Here is a 19756-nt window from a genome sequence, read left to right as displayed (position 1 = left end):
CGTGGCCGTCATAATCCTTTTTTATGCCTATAGATCAGTTAACAAGTACCGTACGTAGTTTTGTTTCGAAGTCTCTTGGCAATGTTTCTTTCAATATATCCATTGATTTTTTCACACCTGTCAGCGGCTCCATCGTTAAATCTTCCATTTCAAGCACGACCGGTCCTTCGTATCCAGTCATCTTCACAACCGTGAAGAATTCTTTCCAATAAGCTGCATCGTGCCCGTAGCCAAGCGCTACATAGTTCCATGAACGGGACGCAAAGCTTTCCATTGGCTTCACATCAATCAATCCCTGTGCATCCACAATTCCGCGCTCTAATCGTACATCCTTCGCATGAACATGGTAGATTGCGTCTCCAAGCGTCCGTGCTGCCGCAATGGGGTCGCCGCCCATCCAGAACAAGTGGCTCGGATCAAGGTTCATACCGACCATGCTGCCGACTTCCTTACGCAGCTTCAACAATGTTTCTGCGTTATGAACGAGGTTGTAGCCAAGGTTTTCAATGGCAATTTTCTGAACGCCGTATTCTTTCGCTGATTTCACCGCTTTCTCCCAGTAAGGAAGCGCTACTTCATTCCACTGCCAGTCAAGCATGTTAAAATGCTGCGGCAAGATCGGGTGTGTGATCCAGTTTGGTGTTTGATCATTCGGTCCCCCGCCCGGGCATCCGGACATCATTACTACGGTTTCAACCTCTAAAAGGCCAGCAAGCTGAAATGTTTTTTCAACGCCCGCTTTATGTAATGTGCCTTCTTCTGACGGGTTCAGCTGATTGCCTGAGCAGTTCAGCGCAGCAATACTGAGGCCGCGTTTTTGAATAGCATCCATAAACTGCTCACGTTTGATAGCGCTTTCTAATAATTCATCGATATTTACATGCGGTGCTTTTGACCAGTTGCCGCATCCAAGCTCCAGCAATTCAATTCCCAGCTCTACGCACGTATCGAGCATTTGCTCGAATGGCATGTATCCTAAAATATCTGTTACTAAACCTGTTTTCATCATAATCAAATTCCTCCTATATATTTAGTAAGATTAATGCGAAGGGAAAAATATTCTCTGTAAAAAGAAGACAAGCTTAAATCTACCTTTTTAACTTTTAAGGTCTTCTCTCACTTGAAAATCGCTTCATTGAATTTTCAGCCTTCCCCTTTTAAAACTGATCTTTCTCAGTCAAACTCAATGATGAAATCGTTATCATTTTGTACAAAATAAGAAAGATCTTATTGCTTATATTCATAATTATAGGACAGGAAAGAAAATATGTATTTACACTATAAGGTCTTTTCATTGTACTTTAAGGACATTCTCACTGAATCTATTTAAAAAAGCTGATTCAAATGGATACATTTCAGTTTAACTTTTTGGAAGGCTTGATCATTTTCTCAGTCTCAAATGCTTATTTTTCGCTTAACCTGCCACTTTATTGGATCTGTATATGGTTTGCGTATTTTACACACAGTGCTTTTTTTTAAAAAAACTAAATGATTATATTTTTATAATGCAGTAAATATTACCACTGAAAGTCAGCGAAGACGAATTCTCCGGTGGAAAATACGCCATTCATGAAGTGAAACACACAGCAGAAGACATTCAAAAAGCATGGACTAACATCTTTTCTGAGCTGTCAAACGGCGGTTATCCGATTGACGATCAGCCTGCATTTGAAAGATACAGCAGAGAAATGCTTTCCAATCATATTTGCGAAATCTACGTGCCTATAAAATAATGGCCATTCTGGTTGTAGTGAGTAAAGTGACTAAACTTTATTTAAACCAGCAATTGCAGGTTGTGTGAACCTCTCCACCTAAATCAAAGATTTTGATGGAGCATCCCTTATCTTGAATACGGTACAACATCAGCGGGTTAAGCTTCCTTCGGAAGCCCGAGTGCATGATGGAGACTAATGAACGAAGACAAGGTCTGGGATGTCCTTATTGCCAGCTCAGGAACTTTTGCCTGAAGTGACAACCATTTCGTTTCCGAAATGGATTTTTGAAAAGCCCGAATGAAATAACGGGCCCCGATATTATAAGAAGCGGACAAATCCGCGTGATAGACATTGCCCGTTGAAAACGTGGCAAGGTCTTTTTTCCGGTTCCGTTCCACTTTTCCAGAGCCATCAAATGCCAGCGCGCTGGTGTTTCGCGGATTGATCCGGGATATGCGCATGCCCAGACAGTGCGCCATTTCTTCCACTATGTTCTGGATGCTTATTTTTCGCCATCCGTGAAGCTTAAAACGAAGTTTCTTGGCTCCATAAAACCCCTTTGGGATTTTCATTCTGCCCAGGTACTCGAATATGATAACGTCACAGCCATGCTTTACCGCGAATTTTACAATTTCATGGCTGGTGTGGCGGACAATATGCTGCTGGTACCCATTGATCTGCCGCCAAAAATTCGGCGCCTGAATACGGCCGCTTGCCCGCTGGGCTTTCCGAAGCTTGTTCGTTAACGTCTGCAGCCGGTCTTTTTCTTTAGGCTGGTCAATAAATGTCCGGCCTATGACAGTGCCTGTTGCATCGATAACCGAACAAACCGCAGAATTCGTCAGTCCGAGATCTACCGCACACACTTTTTGTTCTTGAATAGGCGTTTTCGTTAATGTAACTTTATTTTCATAGCTGATGGAAAGGAAGAATTTCTTTCCCCGCTTAATCAGCTTAGGGTTGTTCTCTTTCCATTCCCAGACACCTCGTTTATAAAGGTCCTGCCCTTTAAATTCGATATCCATCCATACCCAGTCATTCTGGTGGAATACCTTGATTTGTGCAGACGTATCGGATATCCTGCTGAACATATTCCCTCGATAAAAAACAGGGAATTCTTTATGTTTCGCCTGCAGACGAGGTGGCTGTTTCTTAAATCTTTTTCCTTCGGAAAGAGCATACTTTTGCTCTTTTTCCCAGTTTTGATAGTTAGAGCGAAAGCTCTTTACTTTGCCAAAAGCAGAAGCAATGGCACTTCTGCGGAAGTAAGACGGAAACTTGTAAAAACGCTCGTTAAATTCTTTGTATTTCGGAAGAGGGTTTGATTTGGTTGCGTGAATCAGTTTTTCTACTGCAGGCACAATCGATTTTGTTGTCAGGTCGTCGGTATGATCAAACTCTTTGTCGATCACTTGAATGATGAAAGACAGGGCGTCATTATAAATATCCAGCGTATCATTGAAGATTTCGGTCCGGTTTGTAATTTTGTGCAGCAGTGACTTCGCAACTTTCATGATCAAACCCTCCTTTCCATTTTTTAGTCCTTATGATACGTTGATCGTATCAAAATGGAAATCAATTGTAAAACGAAAAGAGAATCAATATGAGTGATTATAAATAAGAAGCGGCAATGGGTCTAATGAAAAAATATATAGAAGAGTAGGAAGAATTAAGACCTTAGCGCCTAACCCCCACTAAATCGGAGATTTTGAAGGGGAATGCGGCGCTAATTTTTTGTTCAAAACAAACAAAAGCCTCTGTCTAAGCAGAGGCTTTTGTTTTGGAACACTCATTATATTTCTTTGCGATGGTAATTCAAATTCATTACTGCCAGAACCCTTTCTTCCTTCTCAGGAACATGGATGCTTTACTCGTATTTAGCCGCAAATTCATCCACGTTTTCCGGGGTCACCAGCTGATACGGAATGATCGCATCTTCTACTTCTTCCCCGTTTGCTGCTTTAACAGCTGTTTCAATACTCGCTTTCCCTTGGCCGGCTGCATCCTGGAAGACGGTAACCTTTAACTTTCCTTCCTGCATCATATCCAGGGCTGCTGGTGTAGCATCAATGCCTGCTACTACGGTATCCTTGAGTTTCCCTTCCGATTCCAACGCCATAATGGCACCAATCGCCATTTCATCATTATTAGCGACGACCGCATCAATCTTGCTTGACTGCATCCAGTTTTCCATTAATTCCATACCTTCCGGACGTGACCAGTTTGCGGATCCTTGTTTGACTACTTTCATGTCTGGATGTTCTTTAATAATCTGCATATTTCCTTCTGTCCGCTTAATTTGTGCTTCATGGCCCAGCGTACCATCCATAATGGCAATATTTCCTTTTCCATTCAGCAGTTTTGCGACTTCTTCCATTTGCAAAATGCCAGATTCAATCGATTCAGACCCTACATAAGCAGCTGCTTTGTCAGCACCATCAAATGTCTGGTTTAGTATAATCAGCGGAATGTCTGCCTCATTGACCATATGGACAATATCCATGGCCGCGACGGTATCAACTGGCGTGAAAATAATGGCATCTACGCCGCGCGCAACAAAGTTTTCAATATCCCCTTTTTGAGTCGAACTGTCGTTTTGAGCATCTGCGTAAACAAATTCAATATCAGGATGCTTTTTTTGTTCTTCTTGCATCGCATCGATAATATAGGTACGGAATTCATCACTAAAGTTCTGCAGGGAAATACCGATTACTTTTTTATTGCTGTCTTCCCCACTGCATCCTGCTAGTCCAACTGACAATAATAAAATAAAAATCGTGATCCATTTACTCGTTGTTTTCATTTAAAATCCCCTCCCTATAATAGTTCACTAAAGAAAGCGCTTACTTAATAGAGTGACTTTTCTTTTTATTTCTTCTAACTGCCCCCTCCTCTATAAAGCGATTACAAAGTAAGCGCTATCAAAAATTACCGATCATTTTTTATCGGCATCTTTCCTTTCTAATTCAAATAGTAAAGTGAGAAAGCGTTTTTGTATTTATCCTTTGACGACTACTTTGTACATTTTCAAGCCACAATGACGAAAAATCTTCTCTAAAAAAGAAAAAAAGCCAGGCGGGAAACCTGACTGCAAAATTGTTTAGATATATTGGAGTTGGGATGTTTGTACGAAAAGTATTAGGATAAAACAACAGCAGCTTCATATCACCATTTATTGTTCTTAAACACAACCTCATATTTTGTATATGCATCTACACACGTATATCCATCTACTTCTTACAAAAATATGTTGTTACATCTATATCTTCCTTTTCTTCATAGTCAGTTCTTTTTTAAAAGAAGAAAATCACTACTAAAAAACAAATTCCCCACAATAACCAAATCCGGCTTATTGCAAGAATCATCCTTTGTATGTTGGTCCCGCATAAGTTTCCATTTTCTCTTCATAATAAATATATAACCGTATGAAAGTAGTTTAAATAAAGGGAAGACGATCTCTGTGAATAAAAAAGCGCTAAGCGAACAAGAATGGGTATATGATTATGTTAGAAACCGACAGGATCCCCTGCCTCTTGTTTTGGGTACAGGAGGCACCTGGGGCGTAAGCGGAAAAAAGAGCATTATCTTAGTGGCTTTTACCCTGCCGGATATCATCGTTTTGAGAGACCTGCATAACGCGGCTCAAAATCCCATCCGGAAGATGACATATAAGGATATTGTTTATTTTGCGGTTAATATCGTGGACAAAAAGCAAGTGGAATCCATCATAGATGACTGGAAAGAAAGATAACTGTTCCAGTATTTCCTCCTTTGATAATCATCCGTGTTTTACCGTAAAAAGCTCCCTTAAAGCCTTTTTTAAGATAGGATTATTAGATACTAATCAATGAGTATTCTACAAAAAACAAAAGGGCAAACAGACATTGAAGTCTGTTTGCCCTTTTTCATTATTAAGAAACAACTGTGTACCTTTTATGATTAACCACCGTGCGGTTTCCTTCATATTCAAGTGGCGTTTGATTTTCCGTAATCGCCACAATAACCGAGTTTTCATTCACTTTTTGAACGACGCCTTTGATTCCATTGTGGAATTCAATGATGCTGCCTACTTCCGCTACCTTCTTTGCCATCTTTGTCATCCTTTCTCACCAAACGAAACCAGCTTTTATATGTTTGCTTCCGATACTTTTGTAAGATTGTCCTAATACACCCAATGAAACATAGAACTTCATTTCATTGGACGAAAAGATACTGTTGAATTTATCATGATTCAGCCAGCAATTCTACCAAAATGCTCGGACAGCACTTTCCATTCCATACGCTAGAAAGCCGGCTTCCCCCTAAGGTGCCTGCGCTCAATTACGCTTAGACGTTAAGTGATTCTTTTGCATGGGCCGCCACAAAATCCTTTGTGATCAACAAGATGTCCGCTGATTCATTCCGAATCACCATGTTTTCCGGCACTTCAACGTTTTCCATCACGATTGCCCGCTCAATAAACGCACCTTTTCCTATGTACGCATTTGGCATCACCACTGAATCTTTCACAACCGCTTTTGCATCAACGGTTACATTCTGAGATACGACAGAGAATTGAACTTCGCCGTCAATAATACATCCTTCATTTAAGATGGAATGCTTAACGCAGGCATTTTTCCCTGTTACCTGCGGCGGCAGGCTCTTGTTGGCCGAGTAAATAGGCCAGGAACGATCATGCAGATTCAGCTCATTTTCATCGCTTAGCAGATCCATATGGGCTTCCCAAAGGCTTTCGATTGTGCCTACGTCTTTCCAATAGCCTTTAAACGGATAAGCAACTAGTTTTTGCTGATCTTCAAGCATGGCTGGAATTACGTCTTTTCCGAAGTCATTAGAAGAATCCGGATTGCTTGCATCCTGTTCCAGATATTTCTTTAAAACAGACCATTTAAAAATATAAATGCCCATTGAAGCCAGGTTACTTTCCGGTTTCTTTGGCTTTTCATCAAAGCGCGTAACCTTGTAGTTTTCGTCTGTATTCATAATACCAAAGCGGCTTGCTTCGCTCCATGGCACTTCAATCACAGAAATGGTTACATCTGCTTTTTGTTTAATATGGTAGTCTAGCATTAAATCGTAGTTCATTTTATAAATGTGATCACCGGATAAAATGAGTACATGTTCCGGATCATATTGCTGGAGATAGTTGAAGTTCTGATAAATGGCACTCGCTGTACCCGTATACCAATTGATTTCTGAAGCACTAGCATAAGGCGGCAAAACCGTGACTCCCCCGCTGCTGCGGTCTAAATCCCATGCCCGGCCATTTCCGATATAAGAGTTTAAAACAAGAGGCTGGTACTGCGTTAGAACGCCAACCGTTTGGATACTTGAGTGAGCACAGTTTGACAATGGAAAATCAATAATCCGGTATTTCCCGCCGAATGGCACTGCTGGTTTTGCCAGATTTTCTGTCAGTTCTTTTAATCTGCTTCCTTGTCCTCCCGCCAAAAGCATGGCAACGCATTTTTGTTTTGTCATGTTGCTCCATCTCCTTTTCTCTTCTATATATTCATTTTGACCTAGTATGCAAGTTAGCTGGGTTCCGCGTATCACCTTGTTAAGCTCCACTTAATAGATTTCTACACCTCTACATTCGACACCTTTACATTCGACAAAAGTAGACAAAATATTTTATATATTCTGATAAGTCGACAAACAAATAGAGCATGACCAAAAAGAACTCACCCTATGGGCTGGTTCCTTCTTAGCATAATTCCCTATTAAAAAATCGTTTGGATGAAATACTGGTTAAAGAATAGTTTTATATTTTACAGGGATGTACCTGGATTGCATTAGAATGCCTAAGATACATCTATAAGCCCAGCTATGAGAAATGATAGAAAGCTGGTTAAGTGGAAACATAAAGGAGTTTTAAAGCGGTTTCATTACAGTGCTTATTGTACAAGGATTTGTTTGGAATTACAATATTTTTCTAAAAAAGTATCTATATTTTAAAAAAGGAAATACATTAAAATCAAAAGCTATTCTTATCGTTATCCGTTTGATCAAGGGAAACTGGCCGAAAATTGGAGATTGTAATAAAAAATGAAAGAGATGCTGACATAGGCGTGCAAGCAGCTGGATACTCATGGAATCTTTCAATCTCTTATCCTCCTTGTTACTTGGCAGCGTTTATGAACAGCTAAATCAAGCTTAGAGTAACCATCATTCATTTCATTACATAGTTATATTAATAAAAAGAGGGGTGTTATTTTGTATTACCAAAATCCTTATTTTACTTCCCTGTAATTCGGCAATACCCTCCTATAGACATCTCCATTTTTGAGTATTCTGTAATTTATTTCTAGAAAACCGTTGGCGAAGCCAGCATTATACTTAAAAAATTTTCTGAACCTCCATTCGCTAATAGATGAATGTCGGCAGCTCAAACTGGGAGCCAACAGGAAGTTGACCGTTTGATTAAATCGATAGGAATAGATACGCCTGTTACAACTGAATTTACTCCGAGCGGTGTTTTGCTGACAATTTATGGTCAAGCTCAAGGTGCACAATGCGGTACTTTAACGATGTTCCTTAAATGGGGAAACTAGGTTTTTAGCTATTTTCCTTCTTTATTCATTACAGAGATATGGCTGAAGTCGTAGTTCTGTATAGACGAACAGTTGAGTAACAATTCGAATGGTCATGCTTTTAACTTCGTTAAACGAAAGCATCTTTATTTTATAAAAAAGATCCTTTTCGACTTTGCATGATTCCTTCTCCAACCAGAGTAAAATCAGTTGAAGAAGGAACTTTTTTATGAGATTCTTTATGAAAGTTTATTTATTTGCTTCGTAAGTTCATTGAATTTCTGGTCAAGCGCTGCGTATGCTGCATCCTTTGGGGTCATAAAGCTCAGCTTTCCTAACACTTCTTGTCTTTCTGTTTCAAGCTTTAATCGCAATTCAGCCAGACTGTCTCTTTTGGGCTGTACTTTATCCAGTTGTTTTTGTATAGTGGAATTCGTTATAACGAGTTTGCTGCTGGTCGTTTTTTCTACAAAATGCTTATCATGAGAAACAACGATTAACGTTCCGTTATACTGTGCCAGGGTATCTTCAAGCTGTTCACGTGAAGGCAGGTCCAGGTGATTGGTCGGCTCATCTAAAATAAGCACATCTTTTTCTTCTAAAATATATTTCATTAACTTACACTTCACACGCTCACCCATACTCATATTCCGAATAGGCTCCGTCCATTGAAAAGCGTTAAACCCTAAATGCTTCATTAAGGTTTGAACTCTTCCTCTCGCCTCGAATGTTTCCTGGATAAAAAGCTGCTCCGGAGTTTGGTCAAGCGGTAAATCGAATACTTCCTGAGTCAAATAGCCAACATTTGCAGACGGTGACATCCATACATTGCCTTCAGCCGGTTCCTGTCCAAGCATTATGTTCAATAACGTGGTCTTGCCGCTGCCATTTGGACCTATGATTGACACTTTTTCGCCATGCTGAATCGTAAAATTAACGTTTTTGAAAAGTGTTCGTCCGTTAAATGACTTTGTTACATTTTTGATTTCTAAAAAGCGTTTTCCTGTCTTATGATCTGATTTAATGGAAAAACGCACCGCATATTCTGGCTCAACCGGTTCAATTTTTGCCCTTTGGAGCTCCTTTTCCAAACGCTTTTGTTTTGATTTTACTTGAGTGTCCATTCGCTTTGCTTTTGTGCGGTAATGTTCTTTAAAGCCTTCTTGCTTTGTTGATTGCGCATGGGCTTTTTGGGACCAGGAAGTAAGATTATGCATTTGGTCTTCGATTCGTTTAACCATTTTTTGCTGCTTTTCATATTCCCCTTGCTGGGTGAGTCTTTTCTGTTTACGGTCCTCCATATAGCTAGAATAATTTCCTTTGTGTTCTATAAGCTTTCTTTCTTCAATGGACCAGATTTTCGTGGTAATCACATCTAAAAAATGACGATCATGCGAAACCAAAATAATGGTGCCTTTATAATGTTTAATTTGTCTGGCGAGAAATTCTATACTTTGTTCGTCGAGATGGTTTGTTGGTTCATCTAATAATAAAAGGTCGGCATCTTTTGAAAATCCTTGGGCAAGCCGTGCTTTCAATTTTTCCCCGCCGCTTAAATGCGAGTACTCCTGTTCTGGCACACTCCATTTTTCTAACAGCCTGGCCTCGGAAGTTGTTTTATCTTTAAACGAATGTGACTCGGTTTCTTGTTCAACCATGACCACTTTCAGATCTGGCTGCAGCCACTCTATATGCCCTTGTGTTGGGGTTAAGTCACGATGGATTAATTGCAGTAAAGTGGATTTCCCCGCACCATTTTTACCAATTAAACCGATCACATCCCTTTTTTGAACACTTGCATTGGCTCTCTCAAAAACCTTGAAGTCCCCTATTTCATAACCCATATTGGATAACTTTAATAGTTCTTTCATAACATCGTCCCTTTCATTAAAGGGAGAATAAAAAAATCCTCCCAGTTAGTTGGAAGGATTAGCCGTACCTTTGCATGATGAAATAAGCTATTTTCAATAATAGCTGTATAACGTATTGAAGATGGGCAGACTAATCCTATTTTTTGTGATTTGAAATATGCGGTTTCAAATTCGAAAAATAAGATTAGTTAATCATCGTCCACCCGTCATTCCTTTCCGCATGTTAATTAAAGTGATTGTAGCACAAGCTTATCTGTAAAACAAAAGGAAATGACAACATCCATCTGGCATTTCCTTAAATCATTGACACTCCCACGGCTAAAGCCGCAAGCCCTTCACCTTGCGGTGAGACGGGTGGGATTCTGAAGTGCGAACGCGTTCCCAGTCCATTTCTGTTTAGAACTCGCCTTCAGTTAAGGGCGGTGTCATCAGCCCGTCCTGCTTCGTTTTGTATGCCTTCGGCATACATGTACCTTACAGGCGGTCCTGCTGTTACCACAGGACTAGGTTAAGCTGCTTGCTTGTTTTTCTTTTTTGAAAGGCCGCTGATGGCTTTCGAAATATTAATGGCTGCATTCGCGTCAGCATGAAGTGTATACTGACATTTGACACACGCAAACGTGTGTCTTTTTCGATTCTTTTTGTCTACATGGCCACACTTACATGTTTGAGAGGTATGATGTGGATTCACATATTCAACTTGAATCCCTGCCATTTTGGCTTTGTATTCAATAAACTGCTGAAGCTGATAATGTGCCCAGGAGTGCAGATTTCTGCCTGCGTCTTTTTTTGATTTGGCTTTACGGCGAATGCCTGTCAAGTCTTCCATTCGAATGCAGCGAACACCGTTCTCTGCAGCAAAATGAACGATTTGCCGGCTTATTGTATGGTTCAGATTTTTCATCCATTGGGACTCTTTATTTTTAGAGTCTTTAATAACAGAAAGAAGCTTATTTCTTCCTAAGGTTTTTCTCCTTGAAGTAAATCTTCTTCGAATAAAAGCAGCCTCGTTTCCTTTGAAAAACAATGAACTTGTCCCTATTGAAGCAACTGCTAAATAATTTAGCCCTACGTCTATACCCATCACTTTAGAAGAAGAGGAAACAACCTTCGGTTCAAAAGAAACCGCCACAGACATATACCATTTCCCTTTTTTCTCATAAAGCTTGCCGGCACCTAATTTTGCTTCGCCGGACAATATTTTATCAAGCCAATGCTGCTGATAGAGCTCTGCCACAACGGGAACACCGACTCGTTTCTCTAATGTAGGAAAAGAGAGTTTGTATAAGCCGTTTTCTTTTTCAACTTTTAAATTTTGGTTGTTAAAGGTACACCAAAAACGGCGAAAGGCTTTTGCTTTTTGATTTTTCTTTTGTGACTTTACTTCCCGGATGGTTTGGTTGACAATGGCCGAAGGCAATTTGTCCGTAGAAAAAAGTTTGTAGACTTTCGAAGTCGCTTTTGAAAGTTCATCATACTGAAGAAGCCAATTGGAAAAGCCGGTGTTTAATTCGGTCATTTTGCAGTATATCTGTTCTTTTTCATTGGTTGGCTTCATTAGTTTCAATTTTAAAGAAATGGTTTCCATTTCGTTCCTCCTTCCCAAAAATTAGGTTGTACCAATTATAACAAACAAGTGTTTGGTATACAAGAGAGAGAAACTAAAAGAAAAAAATCGAACTTTTGACATGTCTTAAGACATGCCCGGTTCGACCTCGCTATCATCCCACACTTAAAGGAGTGGGCTTTCGCTCGTAAGGTCTGTAAAGCAGGCTGCTTTTTGGCAGCCCGCTTGTTTTAGGCAGATCTTCTAAAATATGTTTCAATTAGATTTTTTCATTTACACCTTATTTTCTATTGCTTAATTCACCCATTTATACCCAATTCCCCAGACTGTTTGAAAATGGTCATCAATAGGAAATCCAGCTTCACGGATTTTTTCTCGGATATTCCGCACGTGGGAGTCAACCGTCCGCCCTTCTGTTTCGGTATCGTAACCCCACACTAGTTCTAACAGGTGGGCACGCTCGAATACTTTATTTGGGTGCCTCATTAAAATACCGAGCAGAGAAAACTCTTTTCGCGTTAAACGAACGGATTTCCCCTCATAAGAGACTTCAAACTGTTCTTCATCCCACTTCAAGCCGTTTATCTGAATGTTTTTTGATGGAACGCTTCTCCGCAAAAGTGCTTCGATCCGGGCAAGAAGTTCCTGTTCACCAAAAGGTTTGGTTACATAGTCATCTGCTCCAAGCCTGAGACCTTTAACGACATCTTCTTCCTGCTGGCGGGCCGTAAGCATGATAATGGGCACGGCGGAGAAAGATCGAATTTCCCTGCATACTGCCCATCCGTCCATACCTGGCATCATGATGTCCAACATAACAAGGTCAATTGCTTCCTTTTTCATCAATACGAGTGCTTCCTCACCATTTCTGGCTTTCAGACATGTATAGTGGTGTGGTTCCAAGTAAAGGGCAATCAAATCGAGCATTCGCTGCTCATCATCAACTAATAAAATTTTAACCATTTTGGTCCTCCTTGCGCTTAAGCCGAATTGTTGCTTCCGTGCCAATTCCCACTTCGCTATGAATTTCAAGCAGTCCGCCATGTGTTTCGACAATTTCTTTTGCAATCGATAAGCCGATGCCAAATCCACCGCTTTCTCTCGATCGTGATTTCTCCACACGATACAGCCGATCAAAGATAAGTGGTATCTCTTCTTTTGGAATGCCGATACCTTCATCTCTCACTTGAATCGTCACTTCATCATTCTTTTCGGATACAATGATAGATACACGCGAACCTGTCTCTGAATATTTGCGTGCATTGTCGAGCAGATTGAGCAGCACCTGCTGCATCCGCTCCATATCGATCAATACGCGAATACCTTTATCTCCAGATACTGATAGTGATTTTCCTTCCCGTTCAAAAGCGGCGCTGACAAAATGCACTGTAGATTCAAGCAAGACATCCAGGGACTCTTCTTTTTTAGAAATGTGAAATTCATGGCGATCCATTTTAGCCAGTTCAAACAGCTCTTGAATAAAGCCTGTTAAACGAGCCGTTTCTTCCTGAATAACGGCAGCATATTTCTCTTTTTCGCTTTCAGACAAGCCGGGTCGGTTTAAAATGTCCGAGTAGCCTTTTATGTAGGTTAACGGTGTGCGCAGTTCATGTGAAATGCTGCCCAGGAATTCATGCCGAGTTTTTTTCAGTCGATCAAGGTCCTGTGATAGCTTCGTAATCGAAGCCGCCAATTCACCCAGTTCGTCATTCCGGTCAATCATCAGGTTTACGTGGTGGTTGCCAAGGCTCAGCTGTTCCGTCGCTTTTTTCATTCGGATAAGCGGGAGCGTAATCAGCCTGGACAACCCCATAATCGTTACCACAGTTAACGCCACTGTCATGATGCCTATCCAGAAAAACTGCTGCTGCAGATTCTCTACCATTCGTGCAATACCTTCTGTACCGGAAAACATAAACACATGTCCAAGATGATCCCCATCTTTCATTACTGGGCTATCTGAGGCAATGTATCTTTTTTCATTCCAATGTGTTTCAACTACTTTACCGCCAGCAGGCATGGATACAAAATTCGTATTATCTATCACTGCTTTCATCTCCGGTTCAATCGGGTCAGAGTGGATTAAAACCTGCCCTTTTGCGTCTGTCACAATTACAATGAGACTCGATGCAGCTTCCATCATTCCTACATGTTCTAATGTTTCTTCTTCAAAGCTGGATGCTAAGACAGCACTGTGTGTTTCTCCTCTTGCCAGCAAACTCTCCATTACTTCGTCCACCCGGTCATTTACCAGCGTGACATACAGTGTATAAAACAAAAGTGACTCAATCAGCAGAATGCAGGCAAAAAATAAGAAACCGATTTTTAATGATAATTTTGTAAACACGGGGTGCCCCCTATTCTTCCAGATCGTTCTGTCCTTATTATAAAAGGAAGTTATTTATTTTTTGTGCAGAAAAAAATAAAAATGCACAAGAACTGCAAAAAGTTTGGATAAGATAGGCAGGTAGATAACATTAAAACGAAAGGATGGTTTTAATGAACAAAAAAACAGGAAAATTACTTGGCACAGCACTTTTCTCCTCATTTTTGCTTGCAGCCTGCGGTGACACAGAAGAAGCAAATGTGGAGTCCGAAGCTAAACCAACGGAGCAAATGGAAGAGGAAGATACACATTCCGGACATAACATGAATCACTCTGGCAGCGGCGAGGTTCCAGAAGGCTTAGAGGAAGCAGCAGACCCTGCTTATCCAGTCGGTTCTACAGCCATCATTCAGCATGGCCATATGGATGGCATGGAAGGCGCGGAAGCCAAAATTGTTGGTGCATATGATACGACAGCATACACCGTTTCATATACACCAACAAATGGCGGCGATCCAGTTGAAGACCATAAGTGGGTCATTCATGAAGAAATTGAGGATGCCGGCCATAAGCCTTTTGTAGCTGGAGACGAAGTGACGCTTGCAGCAGATCACATGGAAGGTATGAAAGGTGCTTCAGCCATGGTCGATTCTGCGGTTAATACCACTGTGTACATGATCGATTTCACTACAACAGATGATGAAAAAGTGACGAATCACAAATGGGTAACAGAGGATGAATTAACTGCTAAATAAATGAAAGCCATCTGGACATTCGTTTGTATAATGTTTGGATGGCTTTCTTTCTCTGCCCTTTTTATGCCTTGTTGTTTCTCTTCAAAGTTTTACTTAAGAAAAGAGAATCGCCTCGACTGTTTTAATGACGGACAATCATACTCATTTTAAAAGTAAAATACCCGGGTTTCTTTCTACTAACCTGCCCTGGGGGTTTTTCCGCCGGTTGTCGAAAGAACCTTCACTTAGTCGTTTTAGTCAATGTTTAGTGTGTACCTTTTGAAATTTACGTTATAATAAGGTCAAGAGCAAGGACCAGCTTATGGCGAAAAATTTACATAAATAGGAGGAGACCAATGAGTATATACGGAAAAATACCGGAAAATATTTCTCCTCTGCATGCATTAGACAGTATAGGAGAAACGATTATTCTTGCAGACAAAGATTATAATGTAGTATGGATGAATGCTCAGGCCCACCAGGTTCTTTCAACGGTGGCTCCTTTATTTGGCCTGACAAGCAGCCGTGATATGATCGGGTTAAACATGAGTCGTTTTCATCGCAAACCAGAACAGCAGAAAAAATTTATGGACGAGCTCTCCGGATCCCATCGAGCTCGCATTACCATACGTGATCAGTTCGTTGCAGATATTGTGATTACGCCGATACAAAAAGGCAGCCAGCCTGTTGAAGGCTTTGTCGTGATGCTTATGGATGTGACGACAAAGGCAGAAGAAGAAAAAGAGAAGGAAAAGCTGATTAAGGCTTTGTCCACTCCTATATTGAAGATATGGAGCAATGCCATTGCATTGCCTTTGATCGGTGAGTTTAACGTAAACCGGTTCGACTTATTAATTTCTTCCATATTAGAAGAATGCAGCGCTAACCAGATTGAGTTTGTGTTATTAAACCTGAGTGATTTGTATACATTCGACAATGACGTAGAATATCAAATGCAAAAATTGATTGATTGCGTAAATTTAATTGGCGCTCAATGTATTCTTGTCGGTATTCCTCCTGCATTGGCCAGATTAATGACTAATTTAAACAGGAATATATTGATATTCAGCACAACATATGAGGGCTTAAAATATATTATAGAAGCCGACAATGAGCAGTAATGTTTTTGAAAACTTTTATCGCCCATAAAATATCCCAATACGACATCATCACATGTATACTGTATGAAAACTAAACTTGTAGATATTTTATCGAACTAACATTTCTCTGCTTATTCACAGGAAAAGCGATTTTCCAACTGTTCCTTTTCAATTTGCCTATTCATGTACCTTATCATTTAATATGTTCAAGCATGGTGGTAAGGTGCAGACCGCATACTGCATGGAGCATAAACAAAATAATAGTACATGAAAAAAGCTCCGGATTTTCCGCATCCAGGGCTTTTTTTAGCTGCTTCAGCTTTATTTTCTGCAGCTTATTCTATTAAGGCATCTAAATTTCAGCTAGCTTATTAAATATTCTTTTAATGCTTGCTGCAGCGTGCCCAGTGTTTTTGTATTAGGATCAAATGAGCGTCCCATATGTATCATTTTTCTTACTACTTCTGCTCTTAATCCAGTAATGACTGTGTTGCATCCCATCAAGGAAGTGCCATCAATAATTTTTGTTAAATGATCAATGACCTGAGGTTCCATATCTGCGATTCCCGATAAATCCATGATCAAAGTCTGGATACGTGATACCCCGATTTCGGTTAAAACCTTTTCCTCAAGAATAGACGTTCGAAACGTATCAACCGAACCAATCACAGGGAGGATACAAACAGAATTGTTAATTGGAATAATAGGAACGGATAGATTTTCAACCAGCTTTCTATGAGCTCTAATTAGAGAATCCTTATATGTAGAGTAACTAATAAAAAAGGCATTTAGAAACGCATCAACTTGATTATTAATTTCTTTCTCCAAATGAAAAAAATTTGCCGTTACCTGTTCATCTGTTAAGTCGTTATACTGTTCTATAAGGTTCCATATTGTTCTGCGGATGGCCTGCACCCACTCTAATTTGAAAGATAGGTCAATGGAATGAGTGGCCCATGCTATACCTTCCTGTTTGGCAAACAATTCAAGTTCTTCTACTTTTCCATCGAGAATATAAACAACCAGCTTGTGAGCATTATTAACAAGGTTAATATTGCCAATAGATAAAATTTCATCGATTTTGTTTTTAACATTGACAGCCTCTTCTAATAACTTCTCTTCAAATTTCTGATTGTTTATCTCGAAGAAGGCTTGTAGTTTAAATGAAGGCTGAAATTTCTCTTCCATTTTATCCTCCCCTTTATATAGAACATGTAAAATTAATAATACTTTTATTAAAACACACTATTCAGATAATTTAAATTCAATATTTCAATGGTTTTCACAGTTTTTATAGTGTATTTAGTGTTTATCTGTTCTTTTATTCAACTGTAGGGCAGGTTAGTAGAACAACGCAGTAGCTGTCTTCACAGACGGCATACGTAACGAAGATACTCCTATCTACAGGGAAATAGTACTTCTTCAAATAACTAAGAAGGATTTACAATACAACATATTGAATATTAAAGTTATATTTAACTAGACATATTGAATACAATTGGAGGGTCTTTTGTGGCAGTAAAACAAGGACAAAACACGGTAAATCCAATTCGAGACCTCGAACAAATCCAGATAATCAAAGAATATCTTCTTCATCAATCTTACCGGGATTACTTTTTATTTATCTTTGGTATTAATTCAGGATTGCGCATTAATGATATCTTAAAGCTTCGGGTCATAGACGTACGAAACACTGATTACTTGCAGGTTAAAGAGAAAAAAACGAATCAGACCCGAAAAGTTCGCATGACAAGTACGCTAAAACAAGAAATAGAAAAATATACACGTCAGATGGCAGATTCTGATCTTTTATTTCCTTCTCGAAAAGGCACCGGCCCCATTGGACGTGAAACAGCATGGCGGATCATTAACAGTGCTGCACAGGCGTGCACCATTGAAGGAGCGATCGGCACCCATTCCATGCGCAAAACGTTTGGCTACCACTTTTACCAGCAAACAAAAGATGTGGCCACCCTTCAGCAAATCTTTGGCCATTCAGCCCCATCAGTTACACTTCGCTACATCGGGGTTACTCCTGAAACGGCAGATCAGCTGCTTGAGCAATTTTGTCTATAAACATAAAAAATTCATTACAAGGGGCGGCTATTATGTTAATAGAAAAAAAGCCAGAACTAAAAAGTGCTTTAGAGACAATCAACGGGCATATCTTTTATTCTTTTCAAGATCCAAATAAGTATTTAGAAAATGCGATCACCTACGTGGTCTCAGGCATTGAACAGGGCAGTCATATTTTAATGGTTGAAAACCAGAGGTTCCTTTCCCTTCTTCAGCAAAAGCTGAAACCAATCTTAAATAAAGAGCAGCTATCCCGCATTCATTACACCAATAATTTTGATTTTTATTTTACGAATGGAACATTCAATCCCGTCGTCGTATTCGATCATTTTACGAAGTCATTAAAACCCCATCTCGAAAGAAGTGAGCCAGTTCGAACGTGGGGACATGTGGAATGGAGAGATCTTCAGGATGCATACCGGGAAGTAGAGCAGTATGAACAAAATATAGATAAATTAATTGTTTTGAATGATATTACATCGGTATGTGCCTATAGCACGGGCAGAATAACAAAAGAATTTAAAAATGCTCTTTTGCAGTGCCATGAATTTTTCATGACAGATGATGAAATAGTTACAATTTAAAAAGGAAAAAATCCACCATTGAATCGAGTGCTTTGGTGGATTTTTTGCCTTGCTGGCAGAGTTAGACTTCTCTCTTCGTATATCCGCCCTTTATGTTAGAATTCCAACACGCATAGTTAAGCTAGAAGACAATAAGCTTAAGTGTAACTTTGAAATAAAGTTTGATTAAAAATACGTAATTAATTCATATTTGATAACAAACGAAAAACACTTGGTTTTGAAAAAAGATTGATCAAAATCAAGTGTTTTCTTTAAATTAATTATGTGATTTTTATAATAAAGTTTGATCATTTTTATGATCCATCTTCAACTAAAGCACCCTTTAGTTTAATAAGCAACACTTCGAAAATACGGGATTATTTTAGCATACTCTCCAATTTGTCCTTCACTAGCACCCATTCTTGGTTGATTACACCGTAAAACACAGAGTCTCTTAAATAACCGTCAGGCATAACCATATGATTCCGAAGCACTCCTTCTTTTACCGCACCCAGCCGTTCAATTGCCTGCTGAGACCGCACATTTCGACTATCTGTTTTCAACTGAACACGAATTGTCCCAAGTGTCTCAAAGCAGTGTTTCAAAAGAAGATACTTACATTCTGTATTTATTCTAGTTCGCCAAACAGTTGGAGACAGCCATGTCCAACCAATTTCCAAGTTACGGTTTGGTATGGATATATTAAGAAAACGAGTGCTTCCCACAATTTTCTCCGAATCCTTATCGAAAATAACAAAAGGAAATTCGCTTCCTTGCTCTCTCGCTTGAAGTGCTCCATTCACAAGGTACTTCATATCTTCAATCGATTGAACCTTCATTGGCATGTGTGCCCATATATCTGGATTGTTTCCCGCATCAAATAATTCCTGTACGTGATAATCCTCCATAGGTTGTATCTTTACTCTATCTCCTATTAATACTACTGGTGTTACCTCCATAATTCTTCTCCCCTTTTTTTCTTTGGTATGATTATATAAACAACCTGTCCTGCATTAAAGTGACAGTTTTGTATTTTTTATAAGGGACAGATAAAAGAGGGAGACTAAGCAACTCATCTTCCACTAACCTGCTCCGTTAGTCGAATAAGAAAAGGCTGCCGATATGACAGCCGAGATATTAAACAAAAGCCCTCGTTAGTTGAGTAACAAACTGATGTTATTTGTTCATTTTATCTAAGATAGACTTAACGAAATCAGTTTTATCTTTAGAATATTTATGTTTATTACCTTTGCTTACTAACGATAATTCCT

At 39.6% G+C, this 19756-nt stretch carries 18 protein-coding genes; 7 read left to right on the top strand and 11 right to left on the bottom strand.

Annotation, left to right across the window (positions count from 1 at the left end):
* Window positions 1–34: 34 nt before the first annotated feature.
* Window positions 35–1006: a sugar phosphate isomerase/epimerase family protein gene (locus M3221_RS19560; protein ID WP_251273425.1), complete on the bottom strand. Its 972-nt coding sequence runs from the start codon at window positions 1004–1006 to the stop codon at window positions 35–37.
* A 508-nt stretch (window positions 1007–1514) separates the two neighbouring features.
* On the opposite strand from M3221_RS19560, the gene M3221_RS19555 reads away from it, so the two are divergent.
* Entirely contained in the window at window positions 1515–1733 is a 219-nt protein-coding gene (locus M3221_RS19555) for a GyrI-like domain-containing protein (RefSeq protein WP_311316154.1), read from the top strand.
* Between the two features lie 137 nt (window positions 1734–1870).
* On the opposite strand, the gene M3221_RS19550 is transcribed toward M3221_RS19555, so the two are convergent.
* Both M3221_RS19550 and M3221_RS19545 read right to left on the bottom strand, forming a co-directional pair.
* The gene (locus tag M3221_RS19550) at window positions 1871–3229 is read right to left on the bottom strand and encodes an RNA-guided endonuclease TnpB family protein (protein WP_251273384.1); all 1359 of its coding nucleotides are present in this window, start codon (window positions 3227–3229) and stop codon (window positions 1871–1873) included.
* A gap of 353 nt (window positions 3230–3582) precedes the next feature.
* Window positions 3583–4518: a sugar ABC transporter substrate-binding protein gene (locus tag M3221_RS19545; RefSeq protein WP_251273383.1), complete on the bottom strand. Its 936-nt coding sequence runs from the start codon at window positions 4516–4518 to the stop codon at window positions 3583–3585.
* A 657-nt stretch (window positions 4519–5175) separates the two neighbouring features.
* Between M3221_RS19545 and M3221_RS19540 the strand changes: the two genes are divergently transcribed.
* Window positions 5176–5466, top strand: a complete 291-nt coding sequence (locus tag M3221_RS19540) for a hypothetical protein (protein ID WP_251273382.1) — start codon at window positions 5176–5178, stop codon at window positions 5464–5466.
* Between the two features lie 160 nt (window positions 5467–5626).
* On the opposite strand, the gene M3221_RS19535 is transcribed toward M3221_RS19540, so the two are convergent.
* Window positions 5627–5806, bottom strand: a complete 180-nt coding sequence (locus M3221_RS19535; RefSeq protein WP_251273381.1) for a DUF2187 family protein — start codon at window positions 5804–5806, stop codon at window positions 5627–5629.
* A gap of 235 nt (window positions 5807–6041) precedes the next feature.
* A complete protein-coding gene (locus tag M3221_RS19530; protein WP_251273380.1) occupies window positions 6042–7196 on the bottom strand; it encodes a glucose-1-phosphate adenylyltransferase in 1155 nt (384 codons plus the stop codon).
* A gap of 896 nt (window positions 7197–8092) precedes the next feature.
* Here M3221_RS19530 and M3221_RS27095 point away from each other — a divergent pair.
* The gene (locus M3221_RS27095) at window positions 8093–8269 is read left to right on the top strand and encodes a YuzC family spore coat inner layer protein (RefSeq protein ID WP_472843778.1); all 177 of its coding nucleotides are present in this window, start codon (window positions 8093–8095) and stop codon (window positions 8267–8269) included.
* Window positions 8270–8487: 218 nt separating this feature from the next.
* Here the strand turns inward: M3221_RS27095 and abc-f are convergent, their stop codons facing one another.
* The 4 genes from abc-f to M3221_RS19510 form a co-directional block, all read right to left on the bottom strand.
* The gene (gene abc-f / locus M3221_RS19525; protein ID WP_251273379.1) at window positions 8488–10119 is read right to left on the bottom strand and encodes a ribosomal protection-like ABC-F family protein; all 1632 of its coding nucleotides are present in this window, start codon (window positions 10117–10119) and stop codon (window positions 8488–8490) included.
* Window positions 10120–10627: 508 nt separating this feature from the next.
* Window positions 10628–11707, bottom strand: coding sequence for an RNA-guided endonuclease InsQ/TnpB family protein (locus tag M3221_RS19520; protein ID WP_251273378.1), 1080 nt, complete (start codon window positions 11705–11707; stop codon window positions 10628–10630).
* Window positions 11708–11980: 273 nt separating this feature from the next.
* Window positions 11981–12649 (bottom strand): response regulator transcription factor, encoded by a 669-nt coding sequence (locus M3221_RS19515; protein ID WP_251273377.1) that lies wholly within the window; start codon window positions 12647–12649, stop codon window positions 11981–11983.
* Window positions 12642–14033 (bottom strand): sensor histidine kinase, encoded by a 1392-nt coding sequence (locus M3221_RS19510; RefSeq protein ID WP_251273376.1) that lies wholly within the window; start codon window positions 14031–14033, stop codon window positions 12642–12644. The genes M3221_RS19515 and M3221_RS19510 overlap by 8 nt, the downstream gene beginning before the upstream one ends.
* A 152-nt stretch (window positions 14034–14185) precedes the next feature.
* On the opposite strand from M3221_RS19510, the gene M3221_RS19505 reads away from it, so the two are divergent.
* A complete protein-coding gene (locus tag M3221_RS19505; RefSeq protein WP_251273375.1) occupies window positions 14186–14767 on the top strand; it encodes a YdhK family protein in 582 nt (193 codons plus the stop codon).
* A gap of 335 nt (window positions 14768–15102) precedes the next feature.
* Entirely contained in the window at window positions 15103–15867 is a 765-nt protein-coding gene (locus M3221_RS19500) for an STAS domain-containing protein (protein WP_251273374.1), read from the top strand.
* Window positions 15868–16209: 342 nt separating this feature from the next.
* Here M3221_RS19500 and M3221_RS19495 read toward each other — a convergent pair whose 3' ends face one another.
* Complete coding sequence (locus M3221_RS19495) at window positions 16210–17034, bottom strand: STAS domain-containing protein (protein WP_251273373.1); 825 nt, start codon at window positions 17032–17034, stop codon at window positions 16210–16212.
* Window positions 17035–17358: 324 nt separating this feature from the next.
* On the opposite strand from M3221_RS19495, the gene M3221_RS19490 reads away from it, so the two are divergent.
* Both M3221_RS19490 and M3221_RS19485 read left to right on the top strand, forming a co-directional pair.
* Entirely contained in the window at window positions 17359–17922 is a 564-nt protein-coding gene (locus tag M3221_RS19490; RefSeq protein ID WP_251273372.1) for a site-specific integrase, read from the top strand.
* 32 nt (window positions 17923–17954) lie between these two features.
* Window positions 17955–18506, top strand: coding sequence for an MEDS domain-containing protein (locus tag M3221_RS19485; protein WP_251273371.1), 552 nt, complete (start codon window positions 17955–17957; stop codon window positions 18504–18506).
* Window positions 18507–18862: 356 nt separating this feature from the next.
* On the opposite strand, the gene M3221_RS19480 is transcribed toward M3221_RS19485, so the two are convergent.
* Window positions 18863–19444 (bottom strand): GNAT family N-acetyltransferase, encoded by a 582-nt coding sequence (locus M3221_RS19480; protein ID WP_251273370.1) that lies wholly within the window; start codon window positions 19442–19444, stop codon window positions 18863–18865.
* Window positions 19445–19756 lie beyond the last annotated feature (312 nt).

Source organism: Domibacillus indicus, assembly GCF_023715895.1.
In the GTDB taxonomy this organism is placed as follows: domain Bacteria; phylum Bacillota; class Bacilli; order Bacillales; family Domibacillaceae; genus Domibacillus; species Domibacillus indicus_A.
The sequence above is the reverse complement of the archived record's forward strand: the minus strand, read 5'-3'. Positions and strand labels throughout refer to the sequence as shown.

Coding starts and splice junctions, on each gene's coding strand:
- M3221_RS27095 (WP_472843778.1), top strand. CDS start 8,093: ATGTCGGCAGCTCAAACTGGGAGCCAACAGGAAGTTGACCGTTTGATT.
- M3221_RS19560 (WP_251273425.1), bottom strand. CDS start 1,006: ATGAAAACAGGTTTAGTAACAGATATTTTAGGATACATGCCATTCGAG.
- M3221_RS19505 (WP_251273375.1), top strand. CDS start 14,186: ATGAACAAAAAAACAGGAAAATTACTTGGCACAGCACTTTTCTCCTCA.
- M3221_RS19485 (WP_251273371.1), top strand. CDS start 17,955: ATGTTAATAGAAAAAAAGCCAGAACTAAAAAGTGCTTTAGAGACAATC.
- M3221_RS19545 (WP_251273383.1), bottom strand. CDS start 4,518: ATGAAAACAACGAGTAAATGGATCACGATTTTTATTTTATTATTGTCA.
- M3221_RS19550 (WP_251273384.1), bottom strand. CDS start 3,229: ATGAAAGTTGCGAAGTCACTGCTGCACAAAATTACAAACCGGACCGAA.
- M3221_RS19515 (WP_251273377.1), bottom strand. CDS start 12,649: ATGGTTAAAATTTTATTAGTTGATGATGAGCAGCGAATGCTCGATTTG.
- M3221_RS19535 (WP_251273381.1), bottom strand. CDS start 5,806: ATGGCAAAGAAGGTAGCGGAAGTAGGCAGCATCATTGAATTCCACAAT.
- M3221_RS19495 (WP_251273373.1), bottom strand. CDS start 17,034: ATGGAAGAGAAATTTCAGCCTTCATTTAAACTACAAGCCTTCTTCGAG.
- abc-f (WP_251273379.1), bottom strand. CDS start 10,119: ATGAAAGAACTATTAAAGTTATCCAATATGGGTTATGAAATAGGGGAC.
- M3221_RS19520 (WP_251273378.1), bottom strand. CDS start 11,707: ATGGAAACCATTTCTTTAAAATTGAAACTAATGAAGCCAACCAATGAA.
- M3221_RS19500 (WP_251273374.1), top strand. CDS start 15,103: ATGAGTATATACGGAAAAATACCGGAAAATATTTCTCCTCTGCATGCA.
- M3221_RS19480 (WP_251273370.1), bottom strand. CDS start 19,444: ATGGAGGTAACACCAGTAGTATTAATAGGAGATAGAGTAAAGATACAA.
- M3221_RS19530 (WP_251273380.1), bottom strand. CDS start 7,196: ATGACAAAACAAAAATGCGTTGCCATGCTTTTGGCGGGAGGACAAGGA.